General features: G+C 70.2%; 17 protein-coding genes. 14 read left to right on the forward strand and 3 right to left on the reverse strand.

The features are described from left to right. Positions 1–2 precede the first annotated feature (2 nt). Complete coding sequence (locus ACFYY8_RS01365; RefSeq protein WP_390035972.1) at positions 3–617, reverse strand: class I SAM-dependent methyltransferase; 615 nt, start codon at positions 615–617, stop codon at positions 3–5. 135 nt (positions 618–752) lie between these two features. On the opposite strand from ACFYY8_RS01365, the gene ACFYY8_RS01370 reads away from it, so the two are divergent. The 5 genes from ACFYY8_RS01370 to ACFYY8_RS01390 all read left to right on the forward strand — a co-directional run bounded on the left by ACFYY8_RS01370 (position 753) and on the right by ACFYY8_RS01390 (position 4,994). Continuing rightward, a complete protein-coding gene (locus tag ACFYY8_RS01370) occupies positions 753–2,027 on the forward strand; it encodes a sensor histidine kinase (protein WP_390035974.1) in 1,275 nt (424 codons plus the stop codon). Then, a complete protein-coding gene (locus tag ACFYY8_RS01375; RefSeq protein WP_390035976.1) occupies positions 2,000–2,659 on the forward strand; it encodes a response regulator in 660 nt (219 codons plus the stop codon). The genes ACFYY8_RS01370 and ACFYY8_RS01375 overlap by 28 nt, the downstream gene beginning before the upstream one ends. Before the next feature lie 100 nt (positions 2,660–2,759). Continuing rightward, positions 2,760–3,908 (forward strand): anion permease, encoded by a 1,149-nt coding sequence (locus ACFYY8_RS01380; protein ID WP_390035978.1) that lies wholly within the window; start codon positions 2,760–2,762, stop codon positions 3,906–3,908. Then, positions 3,905–4,135 carry a hypothetical protein gene (locus ACFYY8_RS01385; protein WP_390035980.1) on the forward strand — a complete coding sequence of 77 codons (231 nt, stop codon included), beginning with the start codon at positions 3,905–3,907 and terminating at the stop codon, positions 4,133–4,135. Before ACFYY8_RS01380 ends, ACFYY8_RS01385 begins: the two co-directional genes overlap by 4 nt. A 40-nt stretch (positions 4,136–4,175) precedes the next feature. Continuing rightward, the gene (locus ACFYY8_RS01390; RefSeq protein ID WP_390035982.1) at positions 4,176–4,994 is read left to right on the forward strand and encodes an MBL fold metallo-hydrolase; all 819 of its coding nucleotides are present in this window, start codon (positions 4,176–4,178) and stop codon (positions 4,992–4,994) included. Here ACFYY8_RS01390 and ACFYY8_RS01395 read toward each other — a convergent pair. Both ACFYY8_RS01395 and ACFYY8_RS01400 read right to left on the reverse strand, forming a co-directional pair. Continuing rightward, positions 4,989–6,119 carry a globin domain-containing protein gene (locus tag ACFYY8_RS01395; protein ID WP_390035984.1) on the reverse strand — a complete coding sequence of 377 codons (1,131 nt, stop codon included), beginning with the start codon at positions 6,117–6,119 and terminating at the stop codon, positions 4,989–4,991. The two genes, ACFYY8_RS01390 and ACFYY8_RS01395, sit on opposite strands and share 6 nt — an antisense overlap. Positions 6,120–6,123: 4 nt before the next feature. Next, on the reverse strand, positions 6,124–6,840 hold the full coding sequence (locus ACFYY8_RS01400; RefSeq protein ID WP_390035986.1) for a pyridoxamine 5'-phosphate oxidase family protein: 717 nt from the start codon (positions 6,838–6,840) through the stop codon (positions 6,124–6,126). Between the two features lie 411 nt (positions 6,841–7,251). Between ACFYY8_RS01400 and ACFYY8_RS01405 the strand changes: the two genes are divergently transcribed. The 9 genes from ACFYY8_RS01405 (at position 7,252) to ACFYY8_RS01445 (ending at position 19,489) form a co-directional block, all read left to right on the forward strand. Next, positions 7,252–7,335 carry a putative leader peptide gene (locus ACFYY8_RS01405; protein WP_352001415.1) on the forward strand — a complete coding sequence of 28 codons (84 nt, stop codon included), beginning with the start codon at positions 7,252–7,254 and terminating at the stop codon, positions 7,333–7,335. A 253-nt stretch (positions 7,336–7,588) separates the two neighbouring features. Continuing rightward, entirely contained in the window at positions 7,589–8,722 is a 1,134-nt protein-coding gene (gene sfnG, locus ACFYY8_RS01410; RefSeq protein WP_390035988.1) for a dimethylsulfone monooxygenase SfnG, read from the forward strand. A gap of 62 nt (positions 8,723–8,784) precedes the next feature. Beyond that, entirely contained in the window at positions 8,785–10,002 is a 1,218-nt protein-coding gene (locus ACFYY8_RS01415) for an acyl-CoA dehydrogenase family protein (protein WP_390035990.1), read from the forward strand. Between the two features lie 102 nt (positions 10,003–10,104). After that, a complete protein-coding gene (locus tag ACFYY8_RS01420) occupies positions 10,105–11,298 on the forward strand; it encodes an SfnB family sulfur acquisition oxidoreductase (protein ID WP_390035992.1) in 1,194 nt (397 codons plus the stop codon). Positions 11,299–11,626: 328 nt separating this feature from the next. Further along, on the forward strand, positions 11,627–14,899 hold the full coding sequence (locus ACFYY8_RS01425; RefSeq protein WP_390035994.1) for a chitinase C-terminal domain-containing protein: 3,273 nt from the start codon (positions 11,627–11,629) through the stop codon (positions 14,897–14,899). Between the two features lie 396 nt (positions 14,900–15,295). Beyond that, complete coding sequence (locus ACFYY8_RS01430; RefSeq protein ID WP_390035996.1) at positions 15,296–15,829, forward strand: LmbU family transcriptional regulator; 534 nt, start codon at positions 15,296–15,298, stop codon at positions 15,827–15,829. 138 nt (positions 15,830–15,967) lie between these two features. After that, a complete protein-coding gene (locus ACFYY8_RS01435; protein WP_390035998.1) occupies positions 15,968–16,993 on the forward strand; it encodes a TauD/TfdA family dioxygenase in 1,026 nt (341 codons plus the stop codon). Further along, on the forward strand, positions 16,990–18,711 hold the full coding sequence (locus ACFYY8_RS01440; RefSeq protein WP_390036000.1) for an amino acid adenylation domain-containing protein: 1,722 nt from the start codon (positions 16,990–16,992) through the stop codon (positions 18,709–18,711). The genes ACFYY8_RS01435 and ACFYY8_RS01440 overlap by 4 nt, the downstream gene beginning before the upstream one ends. A gap of 22 nt (positions 18,712–18,733) precedes the next feature. After that, entirely contained in the window at positions 18,734–19,489 is a 756-nt protein-coding gene (locus ACFYY8_RS01445; protein WP_390036002.1) for a thioesterase II family protein, read from the forward strand. Positions 19,490–19,493 lie beyond the last annotated feature (4 nt).

A 19,493-nucleotide genomic window follows, 5' to 3' on the forward strand; every position in this document is an offset into this window, starting at 1 on the left:
GTTCAGGGGGCCGCGTCGACCGGCCTGCGGCACACGTACGCGATCCCCGGCGGGATGTTCCGCCAGACGGGCCCGGTGATCAGCACCTCGTCGAAGACCGCGCGCAGCCGCCGGCGCAGCGCCCTCGCCCCGGCGAGCGGCAGCGCGTGCAGGTAGGTCACGGTCGTGAACGCCCCGCCCGGGGCGAGCGCCCCGCTGATCTGGCCGAGGATGCGCTCCTGCACGTCGCCGGGGAAGAACGACCAGGGCAGCGTGCTGACGACCGCGTCCACCCGCTCGACCCCCGCCTTGGCCAGCAGGGCGCCCAGGTCGGCGGCGTCGCCGTACAGGGTCTCCATCCACGGCCTGGTCCTGCGCAGGTGCGCGGCGAGGTCGGGGTCGATCTCGACGGCCAGGTGGCGGGAGCCGGGGGCCAGCCGCGCGTGAATGACCTCGCTGATCGGGCCGGTGCCGGGGCCGAGCTCCACCACGACCGACGCGTTCCCCGTGGGGACCACCGCGCTGAGCGCCCTGCCCAGGACGGGGGAACTCGGCGCGATCGCGCCGACGACGTGCTGTCTGCGCAGCGCGGCCGACATGAAGGCCCGCAGGTCCGGGCGTACGGCTGTCTGGTTCATGGCCCCCATGACACCGTCGCCGGGGTGGTGGCCACAGGACGCCAAAGCCTAGTTTTCCGGGTATATCTGGCTATACCCCTATAAGTGGAGCTGCTCTCCTGGGGGCCTCCGTTCCCGGGGACGTAGTGTCGTCGGATGCAGTCATCGGCGGCGTGGCGGGCCATCACCCGGTGGGACCTGGTGCTGACCTCATGGCCGTGGCGCTCGCTCGCCTACCTGGTCACCGGCGTGCTCGTCGGCGAGGTCGTCCTGGTGGTCTTCCTGCTGGGCCTGTTCACCGGAACCGTCCTGGCCGCGGTGCTGATCGGCGTGCCGCTGCTGCTCGTGCTCGCCCTCGGCGGCATACCCGTGGCCGCGCTCGAACGCCGCAGGCTGCGGATCATCGATCCGGACCCGGCCCCGACCCCGCACCGCGCCGCGGAGTCCTCGGGGGTCGTCGCGTGGCTGCGGCTGCGGCTGCGGGAACAGGCCACCTGGCGGGAGCTCGGCTACCTGGTCCTGATGGTCACGGTGCTGTGGCCGATCGAGTTGCTGGCGGTGACCTTCGGGCTGGGGATGCCCGCCACGATGGTCCTGACCCCCGCCCTGCGCTCGCAGACGGGAGACGTCAGGGTGCTGAGGTTCTGGCTGGTCGACAACGACCTGTCGGCGATGGCCGCGCTCGCCATCGGGTCGCTCTGGCTCCTGCTGGCCCTGTACCCGCTGACGTTGCTCGCCCTGGCCCACGGCGCGCTGGCCAGGGCGATGCTGTCGCCGAAGGAGATCGACGCGGGACGGCGGCTCGCCGAGATCACCCGGTCGAGGACCCGGCTGGTCGCGGCCTTCGAGTCGGAGCGGCGCCGGATCGAACGCGACCTGCACGACGGCGCGCAGCAACGGCTGGTCGCGCTGACCATGACGCTCGGCATGGCCAGGCTGACGGAGGGCGAGGAGACCGCCGAACTGGTCGCGCGGGCCCACGGTCAGGCGAAACTGGCCCTGGCCGAGATCCGCGACCTGATCAGGGGCATCCATCCGCAGATCCTCACCGACCGGGGCCTGCCCGCCGCCGTCGCCGACGTGGCGGACCGGTCGCCGATACCCGTCGACGTCTCGGTCACGCTGCCGCGCCTGCCCGAGGCCGTCGAGTCGGTCGCCTACTTCGTGGTCTCCGAGGCGCTGGCCAACGTGGCCAGGCACAGCGGCGCCGCCCACGCCCGGGTCGAGGGCCGCCTCGACGGCGACCTCCTGGTGGTCGAGGTCGGCGACGACGGCACAGGGGGCGCCGACCCCGCCAGGGGCAGCGGCCTGGCCGGTCTGGCCGACCGCGTCTCCGTCGTCGACGGCAGGCTCATGCTCTCCAGCCCCGTGGGGGGCCCTACCCTGCTACGTGTGGAGATCCCTTGCGTACCGACCGATCCCTCGACATAGTCCTCGCCGAGGACGGCGTCCTGCTGCGTGAGGGGCTCGCCGGGCTGCTGACCCGCTTCGGGCACCGGGTGGTCGCCTCGGTCGGCGACGCCGGCGGCCTCGTCGAGGCGGTGCGGGCGCACACCCCTGACGTCGTGGTCACCGACGTGCGGATGCCGCCCGGCTTCACCGACGAAGGGCTGCGGGCCGCGGTCGCGCTGCGCGCCGCCGACCCCCGCCTGCCCGTCCTGGTGCTGAGCCAGTACGTCGAGCAGACCTACGCGAGCGAGCTGCTCGACTCCGGCGACGGGACCGGGGTCGGCTATCTCCTCAAGGACCGGGTCGGCGACGTCGAGGAGTTCGTGGACGCGCTGCACGGTGTCGCCTCCGGCGGCACGGTCGTCGACCCCGAGGTGGTCAGGCAGCTGCTGCGCCGCCGCCGTGACCCACTCGGCAGGCTCTCCCCGCGTGAGCGGGAGGTGCTGGCCCTGATGGCGGAGGGCCGTTCCAACGCGGCCATCGCCAGGGGGTTGGTGATCTCCGAGGCCGCCGTCGGCAAACACATCGGGAGCATCCTGACCAAGCTCGACCTGCCGCCCGCCGAGGACGACCACCGCAGGGTCCTGGCCGTGGTGACCTACCTGCGCGGTTAACCCGGGCACCCTGTGGACAAACAGGCATATAAAGAATGAATTTTCCAATTAAGTCCGGACTTTAAGGGTCATTGCCGCCTAAAGGGTCAATACAGCTGTTATGGACTCCAACACCGTACTGCTGGGAGTCGTGGTGGCCACCGCCCTGGCCTTCGACTTCACGAACGGATTCCACGACACGGCCAACGCGATGGCGACCTCCATCGCCACCGGCGCCCTGCGCCCCAAGATCGCCGTCGCGCTCTCGGCGATCCTCAACTTCCTCGGAGCCTTCCTCTCCCTGGCCGTCGCGGCGACCATCGCGACCGGCATCGTCGAAGCCGGAGCCATCACCCTCACCGTGGTCTTCGCCGGACTCGTGGGCGGTCTGGCCTGGAACCTCCTCACCTGGTACTTCGGCATCCCCTCCAGCTCCTCCCACGCGCTGATCGGCGGAGTCGTCGGGGCGACGCTGATCGCCGCCGGTCCCTCGGCCGTGAAGGCGGTCGGCATCGTCTCCAAGGTGCTGATCCCCGCCGTCCTGGCGCCGCTGGCCGCCGTCCTGGTCGCGACCATCGGCACCTTCCTGGTCTACGTCATCACCAGGAACGTTCCCGACGACATCCGCGGCAGAGGGTTCAGGATCGGCCAGATCGGGTCGGCCTCACTCGTCTCGCTCGCCCACGGCACCAACGACGCCCAGAAGACCATGGGCATCATCACCCTCGCGCTGATCGCCAACGGCACCCTCGGCAAGGACGCGGGACCGCCGCTGTGGGTGATCGTCTGCAGTGCGAGCGCCATCGCCCTCGGCACCTACCTCGGCGGCTGGCGGATCATCCGTACCCTCGGCAAGGGGCTCACCGAGATCGAGACGCCGCAGGGCTTCGCCGCGGAGGGGTCCTCGGCGGCGGTCATCTTCGCCTCCTCCCATTTCGGCTTCCCGCTGTCCACGACGCACGTGTGCGCCGGATCGGTGATCGGCTCCGGCCTCGGCAAGCGGCTGGCCGAGGTGCGCTGGAACGTGGCCGGTCAGATGGCCACCGCGTGGCTGCTGACGCTGCCCGCCGCCGCCCTGGTCGGCGCCGTCGCGTGGAAGGGCGCCGACCTCATCGGCGGGGCGGGCGGGGTGACCGTCGTCTTCCTGCTCGCGCTGCTCGGCGGCCTCGGCCTCTACCTCGCCTCCCGCCGCAGCACGGTGAACGCCGCCAACGTCAACGACGAGTGGACCGGACGGACCCCCGCCCCGGTGAAGGAGGCCGTGCGGTGAACGCCTACCTCGACTTCGACGCCCTGTGGCGGGTCCTGGTCGCCGCCCTGGCCGGTGGCGCGGGGCTCGTCGCGGTCTTCTCCGTCGCCCTGGCCGGCCTGGCCGCCGCCCGGCCCACCTCGGCCGGAGGCGGCGGACGTCCCCTCGGCTGGGTCGTCGCGGTGGCCGGTTTCCTGGTCGTCGTGACCGGTGTCGCCCTCGGCATCTGGGTGATGCTTCACAAGTGAGTCCTCTCGTACGGCCCGGCCGCGCGGGCCGTGCGGGAGAATGCCGTCCGTGGAGGGACATTGGATCGAGGTCGCCGACCGGGTGCTGGTGCGGCGGCACAGTGAGCTCGACCTGTCCGTCGGGCTGGTCCTCGGCGACGGCGGCTGCCTGGTGGTCGACACGCGGGGCGACGCCCGGCAGGGCGCCGAACTGGCCGCCGAGGTACGGAGGGTCACCCCGGACCCGTGGACGGTGGTGATCACCCACTCGCACTTCGACCACAGCTTCGGCACGGGCGCCTTCCTCGACTGCCCCGTCTGGGCGCACGAGGCCTGCCGTACCGACCTGGTGGCGAACGGGTCCACGGCCAGGGACACCTGGGCGCGGTGGTACCGCGACCAGGGGCGGGACGACGTCGCCGACGACATCGCGGGCACGGAGATCGCGCTGCCCGACCGCCTGGTGAGCTCGGGGGCCGAACTCGTCGCCGGGGGCAGGAGGGTCGTGCTGGCCCACTTCGGCCCCGGTCACTCCGGCAACGACCTCGTGGTCCACGTGCCGGACGCGGACGTGGTCTTCGCCGGTGACCTGGTGGAGAACGGCGCGCCGCCCGACTACGAGGACGCCGCCCCCCTGGCGTGGCCCGCCGCCCTCGACGGGCTGCTCGGGCTGCCCGGGACCACGGCGGCGACGACGGTCGTACCCGGCCACGGCGACCCGGTCGGGCGCGGGTTCGTCGTCGCCCAGCGCGCGGAGATCGCCGCCGTCGCCGACCTCTGCCGCCGGGTCGCCTCGGGCGAGCTGGACCGGGAGCACGCCGTACGGCTGTCGCCCTATCCGCGCGAGACGACCCTCACCGCCCTGGACCGTGTGTCATGAGGGCACGAAGCTGGGGGCCTCCCCGCTGAACTCGCTGTGCACGCGCTCACCGCGCACCCCCATGGCCAGCAGCCGCGCGGTCGTGTGGCGCACCATCTCCGGCGAGCCGCACACGTAGACGTCCCCGTCGGGGATGACCCGGTGGTATTCGAGGGCGTCGACCGCGGTGTGCCTCGGCCAGTGCTCGGGTTCGTCGGAGACGGCCTGGATGATCCGCAGACGCTTGTGCTGCGCCCGCAGGCGCCGCAGGTCGTGCATGTCGTAGGCCTCTGAACTGTGCCGTACGCCGTGGAAGAGGTCGATGGAGGGACGCTCCGGTGACCACGCCGACTCCTCGACGAGCGCCTTGAGCGGGGCGAGGCCGGTGCCGCCCGCCAGGAACACCAGGTGCGGGGTGCGCGCGTCGTTCAGCGAGAACATCCCCCGCGGCGGGCCGATCAGGACGATGTCGCCGGGCTGGGTGTGCCGGACCAGCGCCGTGCTGACCCACCCGCCCGGCACGGCCCGCACGTGGAAGGACAGGCGGTTGTCGTGCCTGGGCGCGTTGGCGATCGAGTACGGCCGCCACACCTTGGGCCACTGCCCGGTCTGCAGGGTGGCGTACTGACCCGCCCTGAAGGGGTAGGGCTGGTCGGGCTCGACGTTGATCACGGCGATGTCGTGGGTGCGCATCTCGTGTGAGACGACCGTGCCGATCCAGGAGGGCGGCGCGTGGACGGCGTCCTGTTCCGCGGCCTGGATCATCACCTCGGAGATGTAGCGGTAGGCGCTCATCCACGCCTCGTCGTAGGCGGGCAGCCAGGCGCCGTGGGCGTTGGCCCGCATCGCGGCCACCAGACAGTGGCCCAGCGCGGGGTAGTGCTCGGGGCGCACGCCGTACTTGCGGTGGTCCCTGGCGAGCTGGCCGAGGTAGTCGCCGAGCGGCTCGCCGTTCTCCAGGCTGAGCACCACCTGGGTCAGCGCCTTGAGCAGACGGTCGCGCTGCACGTCCATCGCGGGCGGGAACAGCTCTCTGATCTGCGGGTACTCAGAGAAGAGCCTGCCGTAGAAGTGCATGGTGACCTTCTCGGCCACGGGGGCGACGAGCAGCCAGCTGTGGCGGATCAGCCCGATGTCGATCATCATGTCGTCACCCGGCCGGCTTCCCCGCCTTTTCCCTTTCCCTCTCGACGGGCCACTCCCTCTCGGCGGGCAGCCCTCTTTCGACGGGCCGCTCTCCACCACGGCCGACGCCGAAGTGGTCCTCCCCCGCCGGTCTGCGCCGCGCTCCGTGCCGGCCTCCGCGTTCCTGCCTGGCCAGCAGCGGGATGTGCTTCGAGCAGTGGATGTAGGCCTCCTCGACCTCGATCCTGACCCAGCGCTCGGCCCTGCGTCCCGGGGCCGTCATGTCCTCGTCGGCCAGACCGTGGCGACGGGCCGCGTCGTAGGCGGTGACGATGGTCGCCGAGCCGTTGACGTGCAGCCCGACGAGTTCCTCGAAGAAGTCGACGAACAGCAGGCTGAGGTGCGGATTCTCCATGATGTTGCCGAGACTGGCGAGCACGCCGTTGCCGCGGAACTCCGGGTAGGCGAGCGTGGTCTCGTCGAGGACCCTGACGAAACCGGGAGGCCCGGCGCGGAAGGTCGTGTCGCAGTTTCCCGACGCGTCGGCGGTACCCACGAAGACCATCTCCTGGCGGGCGACGAACTCCCTCATCCGCGGCGTCAGCCGGTCGGTGACCTGGCGTTCGTAGAACCTCTTCGCCCTGTCGCGGGTGGCGAACAGGAGCTGGAGCACGTGTTCCCCCCTCGAACCGGGGAGGTGGTCCCCGTCGTCCAGGCCGCCGTGCGGCGTGTACTGGTCCATCAACTCGACATCGCTCCCATCCGTCGCGGACCCGTGGTCCGCGACGCGATCTGTGACATGGGCACGCGCCGGTCCTGCCTCCGGCGGGAGCCGCCGGAGGAGGTCTGTGCCCGCTCTGCGCTCACTCCGTGCCCGCTCCTTGCCCACACAGGCGTTGGAGCCTAGACCACAAATCGTGCATGTCTTGAATGTTTACGAAACTTTCCTTCGGCTGTCACATCGGCCACTTCAGCCACAGCCGTCCCCGGTACCCGATGCCCGTACGACCAAACACGGCCTCGCCAACTTCTTCTCCGGTCCCGCCCGGAGCCGGGCCGTCACGCGTGTTTCGCCGAAATTAACAAAAAACGCAGGAGAGAAAAAACAAACAGCTTCTCGACTGCCGGTGACGACTCGGCTACTCTTACTCGCATGACGAAGCGACAGGCCCTGACGCGGCGGCGGCACGTCGATCTCGCCCGCGTCTCCAGCGCCATCTGTCGTCCCCAGTCCTGAGAGTTCTTCCCCCTCTCACCCCCTCCCACCAGGCATTTCCCCCTTTCTCCGCCTGGCGTTCACGGCGTCGCCCCTCTTCCCAACCGTCTCCGGAATTCCCCTTCCAAGCGGTACGGCATCGCATGTGAATTCGTCATGCCGATTTTCCGATCCCCTTTTTCCGTCCGTCGCCAACGGTATTTCCCCATGCCGTGAACGACGGCCACCCGGTTTTCTCCGTCATGCCCTCCCTCCATGTGCCGGGAGCCTTTGGATGTCCGCACCACCCTCCACAGAACCTGTGCGATTCGCCTATTGGGTGCCAAACGTCAGCGGCGGCCTGGTCACCAGCCGGATCGAACAACGCACCGACTGGAGCTACGAGTACAACCGTGACCTGGCCGTCCTCGCCGAGGAGAACGGCTTCGACTACGCCCTGAGCCAGGTCCGCTACATGGCCAGCTACGGCGCCGAGTACCAGCACGAGTCGACCGGCTTCAGCCTGGCCCTGCTGCTGGCCACCCGGCGGCTGAAGGTCATCGCCGCGATCCACCCCGGCCTGTGGCATCCGGGGGTGCTGGCCAAGTTCGGCGCGACCGCCGACCACCTCTCCGGCGGCCGGTTCGCGGTGAACGTCGTCAGCGGCTGGTTCAAGGGCGAGTTCACCGCCCTCGGCGAGCCGTGGCTCGAACACGACGAGCGTTACCGCCGCTCCGAGGAGTTCATCCGCGCCCTGCGCGCCATCTGGACCGAGGACCACGCCGAACTGGCCGGGGACTTCTACCGGATCCGCGACTTCTCCCTCAAGCCGAAGCCGCTGAGTTCCGCGGGCCGTCCGCACCCGGAGATCTTCCAGGGCGGCAACTCCACCGCCGCCCGCGCCATGGCGGGCCGGGTCTCCGACTGGTACTTCAGCAACGGCAGGGACTTCGACGGCGTCGCCGAGCAGCTCACGGACGTGCGCGTCGCCGCCGAGGGCGTGGGACGCCGCCCGCCCCGCTTCGGTCTCAACGGCTTCCTCATCGCCCGCGACACCGAGGCCGAGGCCCGCGAGACCCTCAGGGAGATCGTCGCCAAGGCCGACACCGAGGCCGTGCGCGGCTTCGGCGACGCCGTCAGGCAGGCGGGCCGTTCGACCGCCGACGGCAGGGGGATGTGGCAGGACTCGACCTTCGAGGACCTGGTCCAGTACAACGACGGGTTCCGCACCGGCCTGATCGGCACCCCCGAGCAGGTCGCCGAGCGGATCGTCGCCTACCGGCGGCTCGGCGTCGACCTCCTGTTGCTCGGCTTCCTGCACTACCACGAGGAGGTCGAGTACTTCGGCAGGCGGGTGCTGCCGCTCGTGCGCGAGCTGGAGTCCCGGCTGCCCGGGAAGGAGAGCGAGCCCGCCACGCTCGGCTCCTGACCGCACCACCGGCCCCCCGGAACAACGAACCCACGACCGTCAGCCCGAACGAGAGGTCCGTCATGACCGCCGTCACTCCTTCCGCCTGGCAGACAGAGCCCTTCCCCGACAGCCCGCAAGGCTGGATCGACCGGGCCGCCGAGGTGGCCGCCGTGCTCTCGACCGACGCCGCCGCCCGTGACAAGGCCGCGGCGACGCCGTACGCCGAAGTCCGGTTGCTGAAGGACTCCGGGCTCGTCACCCTGCTCGGGCCCGCCGAGCACGGAGGCGGGGGCCAGAACTGGCCGACCGCCTACCGCGTCGTCCGTGAGATCTCCAAGGCGGACGGCTCCGTCGGCCAGCTGCTCGGCTACCACTACCTGTGGAACTGGGCGGCCAGACTGGTCGGCACCCGTGAGCAGTGGGAGCACGTCGAGGCGGAGGCCGCGCGCAACCGGTGGTTCTTCGGCGGCGCGGTCAACCCGCGCGACAACGATGTCGTCGTCACCGAGGACGGCGACGACCTGGTCTTCACCGGGCGCAAGTCCTTCTCGACGGGCAGCAAGGTCTCCGACGTGACCGTCCTCGAAGGGGTGCTCGACGGGACGCAGACGCACATCTTCGCGATCGTGCCCTCCGACAGCCCGGGGCTGACCTTCCACGACGACTGGGACAACATCGGCCAGCGGCTCACCGAGAGTGGCAGCGTCACCCTCGACGGCGTCCGAACCCCATGGTCCTCGGCGGCCGGTTTCGTGGACCGGGTGTTCCAGCCCCGCGTCTACAACACCCTCAACGTCCCGACCATCCAGCTCGTCTTCGTCAACCTCTACCTCGGCATAGCGGCGGGCGCCCTGGAGACGGCCGCGACCTACACCAGGACCAGGTCCCGTTCCTGGCTGCACGGCGGACACGACAACGCGGTGGACGAGCCGTACGTCATCGACGCCTACGGCGAGCTGACCTCCAGGCTCTGGGCGGCCGAGGCGCTGGCCGACCGGATCGCCGAGGAGGGCGAGAGGCTGCACGGCGACCCGGACGCGGTGACCGAGGCCGCGCGCGGGGAGTTCGAGGTGCGGACCGCGGCGGCCAAGGCCGTGGCGACCGAGGTCTCCCTTGAGGTGACCGGCCGGATCTTCGAGGTCACCGGCGCGCGGGCGACCACGAGCGCCGAGGGCCTGGACCGGTTCTGGCGCAACGTCCGCACCCACACCCTGCACGACCCGGTCGCCTACAAGCGCCGGGAGGTCGGGCGTTTCGTCCTGACGGGCGAGATTCCCGAGCCGACCTGGTACTCCTGACCCCTCCACACCGGTGACCGCGTGTCCGGTCGTGGCCGACACGGACGGCCACGACCGGGCCCGCCCCGGTTCTCCCGTACCGAACCCCCTGGAGACCCCGCCGTGACCGCTCATGTGATCGCCGACGACGCCGAGGCGCTGGAGACGGCAGGGAGGCTGGCCGCCGAGTTCCGCGCGGGCGCCTCCGAGCGGGACTCGGCTAGGAAGCTCCCGCACGCCGAGGTGGAGCGGCTCTCGGCGAGCGGGCTGCTCGGCGTCACCGTTCCCGCCGACCACGGTGGCGCCGACATCCGCCACGAGACACTGGCCGAGGTCTTCCGGTCGCTGGCCTCCGGCGATCCGAGCCTGGCGCAGATCCCGCAGAGCCACTTCGTCTACGTCAACGTCCTGCGCCGTCAGGGCACCCCGGCCCAGCGGGAGTTCTTCTTCGCCGAGGTGCTGGCGGGACGCAGGTTCGGCAACGCCCAGTCGGAGGCGGGCACCAGGCACGTCCAGGACATCCGTACCAGGCTCGTCCCGGAACCGGATGGCTCGTTCCTGCTCAGCGGCGTCAAGCACTACTCGACCGGGGCGCTGTTCGCGCACTGGATCCCGGTGCTCGCCCGCGCCGAGGACGACACGCTCCACGTCGCCTACGTGCCGCGCGAGGCGCGGGGGCTGACCGTCGTCGACGACTGGGACGGCATGGGCCAGCGCACCACGGCGAGCGGGACCGTCAAGCTCGACCGGGTCGAGGTGCCCGCGGACCGGGTGGTGCCGCACCACCTGACCTTCCGGGGGCCGCAGCTGCACGGCGCGGTCGCCCAGCTGCTGCACACCGCCATCGACGTGGGGATCGCCGCCGCGGCCCTGGCCGAGGCCGCCGAGTTCGTCCGCACCAGGAGCAGGCCCTGGTTCGAGAGCGGTCACGAGAGCGCGACCGAGGACCCGCTGCTCATCCAGCGTTTCGGTGAGCTGGGCGTTCAGCTGCGCGCGGCCGAGGCGCTGCTGGCGACGGCCGCCAGGACCGTGGACGCCGCGGGCACACCGGGGGCCGGGCTCACCGAAGGAGGCGCGGCCGAAGCGTCCATCGCGGTGGCCGCCGCCAAGGCCTTCGCCGCGAGCGCCGCGGTCGACATCGGCGGTGCCCTGTTCGAGCTGGCCGGAACCCGCTCCGCGCTGGACGGCCTCAACCTGCACCGTTTCTGGCGGGACGCCAGGACCCACACCCTGCACGACCCGGCCAGGTGGAAGGTGCAGCACATCGGGCGCTACCTGCTCAACGGCACCCTGCCGCCCCGGCACGGCCTGCTCTGACCTTCTCCGGCGCGCTCTCTCTGGACCGTCCTCCGCGGTCACGCGCCGTACAGGATCTTCGTGCTCCGTAATCCCCCCGGCGTCTGGATGGATATGTCCGGACATATAGAAAAACCGAGGGTTGACGGTGTATGTCAGCGCGAGTAGCTTCCCGAATTAAATAAGAAGGTTTCTTGTTTGTTGCTTCCCTGACGAGCGGATTCACCCGCCCGCCGGGAAGGTCACACGCGCGCGCGAACTATCTCGGGGGACACCTTTTTAGCTGCTTCGCCAGAGAGGAAGCACGATGTCCCGTCTCCGTTCATGGAGAGCAGTCGCCGTTGCGGTCATGTACGCGGCCGCAACGGCGGGAATGGCCGCGGTCGGTGCGCCCGCCGCGCACGCCGCGGCATCGCTGACCGCCAAGTTCTCCGCCTCCGACCGCGGTACCTGGTGGCAAGGCACGTACGAGGTGAAGAACGCCGGCGACTCGGCGGCGACCACCTGGACCCTCGAATTCGACCTCAACTCCGGCCAGTCCATCGGCAACTGGTGGAACGGCACGCCGACCATCAACGGCAGCCACGTGACCGTGAAGCCGGGCAGCGGCAACGCCAACGTTCCCGCGGGCGGAAGCACGGGCGGCAACAGCTTCGGCTTCGTCGGCATGGGGCCGACCACCCCGCCGACCAACTGCAAGATCAACGGCAACCCGTGTGAGGGCGGCCCGCCGCCGGACACCCCGCCGACCGCGCCGGGCAAGCCCGTCGCGACGCCGACGACCAACAGCGTCGCCCTGACCTGGGCCGCCTCGACCGACGACAAGGGCGTCGCGGGCTACGACGTCTACCAGGGAACCTCCAAGGTCACCTCGGTGGCGACCACCTCCGCGACGGTGAACGGCCTCACGCCCGACACCGAGTACACCTTCTCCGTCAAGGCGAAGGACACCGCGGGCCAGGAGTCGGTCTCCTCCCCCTCGACCACCGTCCGCACCCTCAAGGACGACACCCCCGACACCGAGGCGCCGACCACCCCCGGCACGCCGACCGTGAGCGGCAGGACGACCACCAGCATCACCCTGCAGTGGGGTGCCTCGACCGACAACAGGGGCGTCACCGCCTACGAGATCTACAACGGTGACTCGTCGGCCTCCACTGTGACGGGGACGCCGCCGAACACGACCACCACGATCAACGGGCTGAGCGCCGACACCGAGTACACCTTCAAGGTCCGCGCCAAGGACGGAGCGGGCAACCAGTCCGGCTTCTCCGGGACCGTCACCGCCCGCACCGACAAGCCGGACACCGAGGCGCCGACCACCCCCGGCACGCCGACCGTGACCGGCAAGACGAACACCAGCATCACCCTGCAGTGGGGCGCTTCGACCGACAACAAGGGCGTCGTCTCCTACGAGGTCTACAACGGCAACTCCTCCGCGACCGTCGTGACCGGGACCCCGCCGGGTACGACCGCGACCGTCAGCGGCCTGACCGAGGACACCGAGTACACCTTCAAGGTCCGCGCGAAGGACGCCGTCGGCAACCAGTCCGACTTCTCCGGAACCGTCACCGGCCGCACCGACAAGCTGCCCACCGACCAGTCGGCCTGCCGGCCCGACGGCCTCTACCAGTCGCCCGGCGTGACCGGCGTGCCGTACTGCACGGTCTACGACAACAACGGGCGCGAGAAGATGGGCGCCGACCACCCGCGCCGCGTGGTGGGCTACTTCACCAGCTGGCGCACCGGCAAGGACGGTTCCCCGTCCTACCTCGCCAAGGACATCCCCTGGGACAAGATCACCCACATCAACTACGCCTTCGCCCACATCGACGGGCAGGGCAAGGTCTCCGTGGGCTCCCCCGGGCCGAACAACCCCTCCATCGGCATGGAGTGGCCGGGCGTCGCCGGGGCCGAGATGGACCCGGCCTACTCCTACAAGGGCCACTTCAACCAGCTCAGCAAGTTCAAGAAGCAGCACCCCAACGTCAAGACCATGCTGTCGATCGGCGGCTGGGCCGAGACCGGTGGCTACATCGACGACAACGGCACCCGGCAGGCCTCCGGCGGCTTCTACACGATGGCCAGCTCGCAGGCGAGCATCAACACCTTCGCCGACTCGGCCGTGAAGTTCATCAAGGACTACGGCTTCGACGGTGTGGACATCGACTACGAGTACGCGACCTCCGCCCCCAACGCCGGTAACCCCGACGACTTCAGCTTCTCCAACCCGCGCCGGGCGACGCTGATGGCGGGCTACGTCAACCTGATGAAGACCCTGCGGCAGAAGCTGGACGCCGCCGCGGCGGCCGACGGCAAGTACTACCTGCTCACCGCGGCGACCACCGCCTCCGGCTGGATCCTGCGCGGCAGCGAGACCTACCAGGTCACCCAGTACCTCGACTACGCCAACATGATGACCTACGACCTGCACGGGGCGTGGAACCACTTCGTCGGCCCGCTGCAGGCCCTCTACGACGACGGCAGCGACGCCGAGATGAAGTACTGGAACGTCTACGGCACCTACAGCGGCATCGGCTACATGAACGGCGACTGGGCCTTCCACCACCTGCGAGGCGCGATGCAGGCGGGCCGGATCAACCTGGGCGTCGGCTACTACAGCCGGGGATGGCAGCGCGTCACCGGAGGCACGGACGGCCTCTGGGGCACCTCCGACCTGCCGGACCAGAACAACTGCCCCGAGGGCACCGGCGGCAAGATCGGTTCCAAGGTGCCGTGTGGTGACGGCGCCATCGGCATCGACAACCTCTGGCACGACCTGGACAAGGCCGGCAAGGAGGTCCCGGCCGGCGTCAACCCGGTCTGGCACTTCAAGAACCTGCAGGAAGGCAAGCAGGGCAGCTACATCACCCAGTACGGCCTCACCCCGGACACCGACCCGACCGACCGCATCTCGGGCACCTACGTCCGCAAGTACTCCTCCTCCATGGTCGCCCCCTGGCTGTGGAACAACGACAAGAAGGTCTACCTGTCCACCGAGGACGACCAGTCCATCCAGGCCAAGGCCGACTACGTGGCCAACAAGGGCATGGGCGGCATCATGATCTGGGAGCTGGCCGGCGACTACAAGTACTACCCCGAGCGTGACGGCGGCAAGGGCGAGTACTTCATCGGCGACACCCTCACCACCAAGATCTACAACACCTTCAAGACGGCCGCGCCGTACGGGAACCTGAAGGCCGGTACCAAGACGATGCCGACCGAGACCCTCAACGTCCAGGCCGATCTGTACGGCTTCGCGGTCGGCGACGCCAACTACCCGATCTCTCCCAAGTTCAAGTTCACCAACAACTCGACGACCACGATCCCCGGCGGAGCCACGATCGAGTTCGACTACGGCACCTCCGCCCCGGCGACCATGACCCAGCAGACGGGCTGGACGCTCTCGGTGGTCTCGACCGGGCACACCGGGCCGAACGTCGGCGGCCTCAAGGGCGACTTCCATCGGATACGGCTGACCGTTCCGACCTGGGAGAGCATCGCCCCGGGGCAGTCGAAGGAGGTCCAGCTCAGATACGACCTTCCCATCGCGACGCCGTCCAACTTCGTCGTGACGTTCGGCGGGAAGTCCTACCGGATGGCCGTCGACAACCCACGGTGATTCCGGCGGTCCCGGTGATCCCTCCGGTGATCCGGGAAGCGCACCCTCTGTGACACGTTCCGCCCGGCCACACGGCCGGGCGGAATGTTTTTGCACCCTTATCCAGCATTATCCAGATTGCTTACCTGTTGAGTCGGCATCCAATAAGACCATTCCACAATCCACATTGCATGCGCACTCAAAAGCGTGGTTCACGGTGATATTGACCGAGCTTTACAACATGAGTGACAATCTGGTAGTAGTTAAAATATTGTTCCGCCTGTTCATATCAGGGAGGACGTGTTGGCTGGGCGCCCAGGTGCAACGAAAGGCGCGACCCGGATCCAACCGAAAAGGAATTCCATCGGAGAAAAGAATCATCACAGGGGTTCCGACGACGCCTACGGAGGCGTCCAGGTGACCCCCGTCGGTCTTCGCATCCCAGCCGAGTTGCCCTACGAACTCTGGGAGAAGGCCGGTTTCCGGATTTCCGCGGTCGCCAACTCTTCCACATGGTGTCTCGGCGACTGGCTCGTCTACGGCCGGTCCCGCTACACCGACAGATACCGAAAAGCCATCGAGGCCATCGGCCTCGACTACCAGACACTTCGCAACTACGCCTGGGTCTCCAGGAGGGTCGATCTCTCCCGCAGACGCGACGGGCTGAGCTTCCAGCACCACGCGGAGGTGGCGTCGCTGCCTCCCGAGGAGCAGGACCACTGGCTCGACCAGGCGCAGCGGAACGGATGGACACGTAACCGGTTGAGGCGGAACCTCGCCGCCCTCCGCCAGGAGAAACCAGAGGCCGAGGGAAAGCGGGTCTCACTCGAACTCAGACTGGGCGCCGACCGCATCGCCCGTTACCAGGAGGTCGCGGGCCAGTCGCAGACCAGCCTCGAATCCTGGATCGTCGAACAACTCGACACCGCGGCCGCCGCGTTTCTCGGCTGAACGGGTCACCCGGGCGGACGACGCCGTCCGTAAATCTCAACAGGGGGCGAACGGCCTTCCCCTCTTGTTCTCCGGCCCGGAGCTCCCGTCATGTCCACGGTCTCTCCAGGCCCGACCGAGCGGGAAAGGACATCGGAAATGAGATCAACGCCGGAAGGAACGACCGGCGAACTCGACTGGGAGGTCTCCGAGGGGAAACCGGTGTCCGCGTGGCTCACCGGCCCCGACGACATCGCCGGGACCTGTGACCGGCTGGCCGCCCTCCTGCCCGAGTTGCGCGCGGCCCTGGCCGAACACGGCGCCGTCCACCTCCGGGGCCTGCCGCTGAAGGGCGTCGATGACTTCGCGAGGGTGCGGGACGTGCTCATCCCCAGGCACACGCCGTACCGGGAGAAGGCGACGCCGCGCAGCGACCTCGGCAGCGGGGTCTTCTCCTCGACCGACCTTCCCCCCTCGCAGCCGATCATGATGCACAACGAGAACAGCTACACCCTGACCTTCCCCGGGCTGCTGCTGTTCGCCTGCCTGACCGCGCCGGAGGAGGGCGGGGCCACGCCGGTCGCCGACTGCAGGAAGGTTCTGCGGAACGTCCCGGCGCCCCTGGCCGAGAAGGTCCGGGCCTCCGGCTGGCTGCTGAGACGCGGCTACTCCGAGCACATCTCGACCGACTGGCGCACCGCCTTCTCCGCGCAGGACAGGGGCGACGTCGAGCGCTACTGCGCCGACAACCTCATCGGCCACCGGTGGCAGGACGACGGGAACCTGCGCACCAGCCAGCTGCGCCCCGGCGTCATCAGGCACCCGCGCAGCGGGGAGGAGGTCTGGTTCAACCACCTGGCCTTCTGGAACGAGTGGTCCCTGGACGAGGAGCTCAGGGAGGTCCTCGTGGAGGAGTTCGGGCGGGACGGCCTGCCGTTCAACACCGCCTTCGGCGACGGCGAACCCCTGACGAGGGACGACCTGGAGGACCTGCGGGCCGCCTACGAGGCGGCGACCGTACGCGAACGGTGGCGCCCCGGTGACCTGCTCATCGTCGACAACGTCCTGACGGCGCACGGCAGGGACCCCTTCCGCGGCGACCGCAGGATCGTGGTGGCGATGGGCGAGCCTGTCGACCTCCTCGACTGCGCGCCGACCGTCCAGCCCGCGGCCGGTCAGCTGTGAGCGGGGAGGACCAGGACCTGCTGAGCCGTTTCTCCGCCGCGGTCCGGCACGCGCCCGACCGGCCCGCGGTGCGTCACGGGGAGACCGTGCTCGACTTCGCCGAACTCGACGCCCGTACGGCCCGGCTCGCGGCGGCGCTGCGCGACCTGGGCGCCGGACCCGGCCACCGGGTCGGGGTGAGCCTGCCCAGGGGCGCCGACCTGGTCGTGGCGCTGCTGGCGGTGTGGCGGGCGGGCGCGGCCTACGTCCCGCTCGACCCCGTCTACCCCGCCGACCGGCTCGCGTTCATGGCCGAGGACGCGGGGACGCGGATTCTGCTCCACACCGGTGAACGTCCCTCGTGGGCGGGTGGAGCGCGTTCCCTCACCCCGGACGCGACCCCGGGGAACGGCGGGGCTCCTGACCTCCCACCCGCCTCGGCCCCGGCGTACGTCATCTACACCTCGGGCTCGACCGGCAGGCCGAAGGGGGTCGAGGTGTCCCGGAGCTCCGTGGCCTCCATGGTCACCGCGCTCGAACGCTTCGGCGCCTACGCCGACCGTCCCCGGGTGGTCGCCTGGAACGCCAGCGTCTCCTTCGACGCCTCCGTTCAGCAGTGGGTCAGGGTGTGCCGGGGAGACACCCTGGTCGTGCTCGGCGAGCAGGACCGCACCGACCCGGCCCGGCTGCGCGCCCTGCTCGACGAGCACGCGGTGACCGACCTCGACCTGACCCCCTCGCACTGGGAGACCCTGCGCGAGGAACTGCTCGCCCCCCGCCCCGACGGGCGCGTACTGCGCCTGTTCCTCGGCGGCGAGGCCGTACCCGAACGGACCTGGCGGGAGATCGCCGGCTCGGGGCACGTGGAGGGGCTGAACCTCTACGGCCCCACGGAGTGCACGGTCAACGTCACCACCGCCTGGATCACCGGCGCCGGGCCGCACATCGGACGGCCGTTGTCCGGCTGCCACGTCCACGTGCTCGACGACGCCCTGCGCCCGGTGCCGCCCGGCGTGACCGGGGAGGTGTACGTCGCGGGCCCCCGCCTGGCCCTCGGCTACGTTGGCAGGCCCGCCCTCACCGCGGAACGGTTCGTCGCCGACCCGTTCTCCGCGCCCGGAGCCCGGATGTACCGCACCGGCGACCTGGCGTCCCGCTCCGAGGACGGCACGCTGCGGTTCGCAGGGCGGGCCGACGGCCAGGTGAAGGTCCGTGGCTTCCGGATCGAGCCCGGCGAGATCGAGCACGCCCTCGGCGCCCACCCTGACGTGGCACGCGCCGTCGTCACGCTCCGCGGTGACCGGCTGGTGGCCCACGTGGTGCCCGTGGAAGGCCGCGAACCCGCGGCCGAACGGCTGCGGGAGCACCTGGCCGCCGGGCTGCCGGAGTTCATGGTGCCCTCCGCCTTCACGCTCGTCGAACGCGTCCCGCTCACCCCGAACGGCAAGCTCGACGTGGCCGCCCTCCCCGAGCCCGTGTGGGCCGCGGGACCCGGGGAAGCGCCGCGGGGCGAGTTCGAGGAGCTGATCGCGGGCGTGTGGTCGGAGGTCCTCGGCCGGGACGGGATCGGCCCCGACGACGACTTCTTCGCCCTCGGCGGCCACTCCCTGATGGCCATCCGGGTGGTCGCGCGGCTGCGCAGGAACCTCGGCGTCGCCGTGCCGACCCGGCAGGTGTACCGGCATCCACGCCTGCGCGACCTGGCCCGCTACGTCGAGTCGCTGCACCGCAACGACTGAGGACCACGAGAGAGGGAGAAGCGTGGACACCATCGTGGTGCGCCCCCGGCACCGGCCCGAGGCGGCGCGGGCGCTCGTCTGCCTGGGCTTCTGCGGCGGCGGCGCGGGCCCCTACCTGGGGTGGGCCGACGTCGTCCCGCAGGACGTGTCCCTGGCCGCGATCTGCTACCCCGGCAGGGAGGGCCGTTTCACCGAGGCGTTCGCCACCGACTGGGACGAACTGGCCGAGGACGCGACCGCCGCCGTGCTCGCCGCCGCCGACCGGCCGTACGTCCTGTTCGGGCACAGCATGGGCGGCTGGATGGCCTTCGACGTCGCCTCCCGGCTCGAACGGCACGGCGGCAGGCCTCCCGAGGCGCTCGTCATCTCCTCGACGAACGCGCCGAGCGGCGGCCTGCGCCCCAGGGACATGTTCCCCGCCCAGGAGGAGACCGACGAGCGGTTGCTGCACTGGATGAGCGTCAACGGCCTGCTGCCCGCGCACGTGCTCGACGACCCTGACCTGAGCGAGATGGCGGTCGAGCTGATGCGCGCCGACATCAAGGTCCGCGACTCCTTCCGTCACCGGGCCGGGACACGCGCCCGGGTGCCCCTGCAGGTGCTCACCGGCGCCGCCGACGACGTCATCGAGCCCGAGGCGACCGAGAGGTGGCGGGAACTGGCCGAGGGCGCCTTCCGGCACGACAGGCTGCCAGGCGGCCACTTCTACACCCCGGACGTCTGGGCGAGGCTGCCCGCGTTCATGGCGCCGTTCGCCGGGGACCCGCCCGGGGTGTGAGCGG

The sequence above is a fragment of the Streptosporangium sp. NPDC001559 genome (assembly GCF_042893955.1).
Lineage (GTDB): Bacteria > Actinomycetota > Actinomycetes > Streptosporangiales > Streptosporangiaceae > Streptosporangium.

Bases quoted from the DNA above. Each gene is read 5' to 3' on its own strand.
- ACFYY8_RS01400 (WP_390035986.1), bottom strand. From the start codon at position 6,840: ATGGACCAGTACACGCCGCACGGCGGCCTGGACGACGGGGACCACCTC.
- ACFYY8_RS01380 (WP_390035978.1), top strand. From the start codon at position 2,760: ATGGACTCCAACACCGTACTGCTGGGAGTCGTGGTGGCCACCGCCCTG.
- ACFYY8_RS01405 (WP_352001415.1), top strand. From the start codon at position 7,252: ATGACGAAGCGACAGGCCCTGACGCGGCGGCGGCACGTCGATCTCGCC.
- sfnG (WP_390035988.1), top strand. From the start codon at position 7,589: ATGTCCGCACCACCCTCCACAGAACCTGTGCGATTCGCCTATTGGGTG.
- ACFYY8_RS01390 (WP_390035982.1), top strand. From the start codon at position 4,176: ATGCCGTCCGTGGAGGGACATTGGATCGAGGTCGCCGACCGGGTGCTG.
- ACFYY8_RS01435 (WP_390035998.1), top strand. From the start codon at position 15,968: ATGAGATCAACGCCGGAAGGAACGACCGGCGAACTCGACTGGGAGGTC.
- ACFYY8_RS01415 (WP_390035990.1), top strand. From the start codon at position 8,785: ATGACCGCCGTCACTCCTTCCGCCTGGCAGACAGAGCCCTTCCCCGAC.
- ACFYY8_RS01370 (WP_390035974.1), top strand. From the start codon at position 753: ATGCAGTCATCGGCGGCGTGGCGGGCCATCACCCGGTGGGACCTGGTG.
- ACFYY8_RS01425 (WP_390035994.1), top strand. From the start codon at position 11,627: ATGTACGCGGCCGCAACGGCGGGAATGGCCGCGGTCGGTGCGCCCGCC.
- ACFYY8_RS01365 (WP_390035972.1), bottom strand. From the start codon at position 617: ATGAACCAGACAGCCGTACGCCCGGACCTGCGGGCCTTCATGTCGGCC.
- ACFYY8_RS01395 (WP_390035984.1), bottom strand. From the start codon at position 6,119: ATGATGATCGACATCGGGCTGATCCGCCACAGCTGGCTGCTCGTCGCC.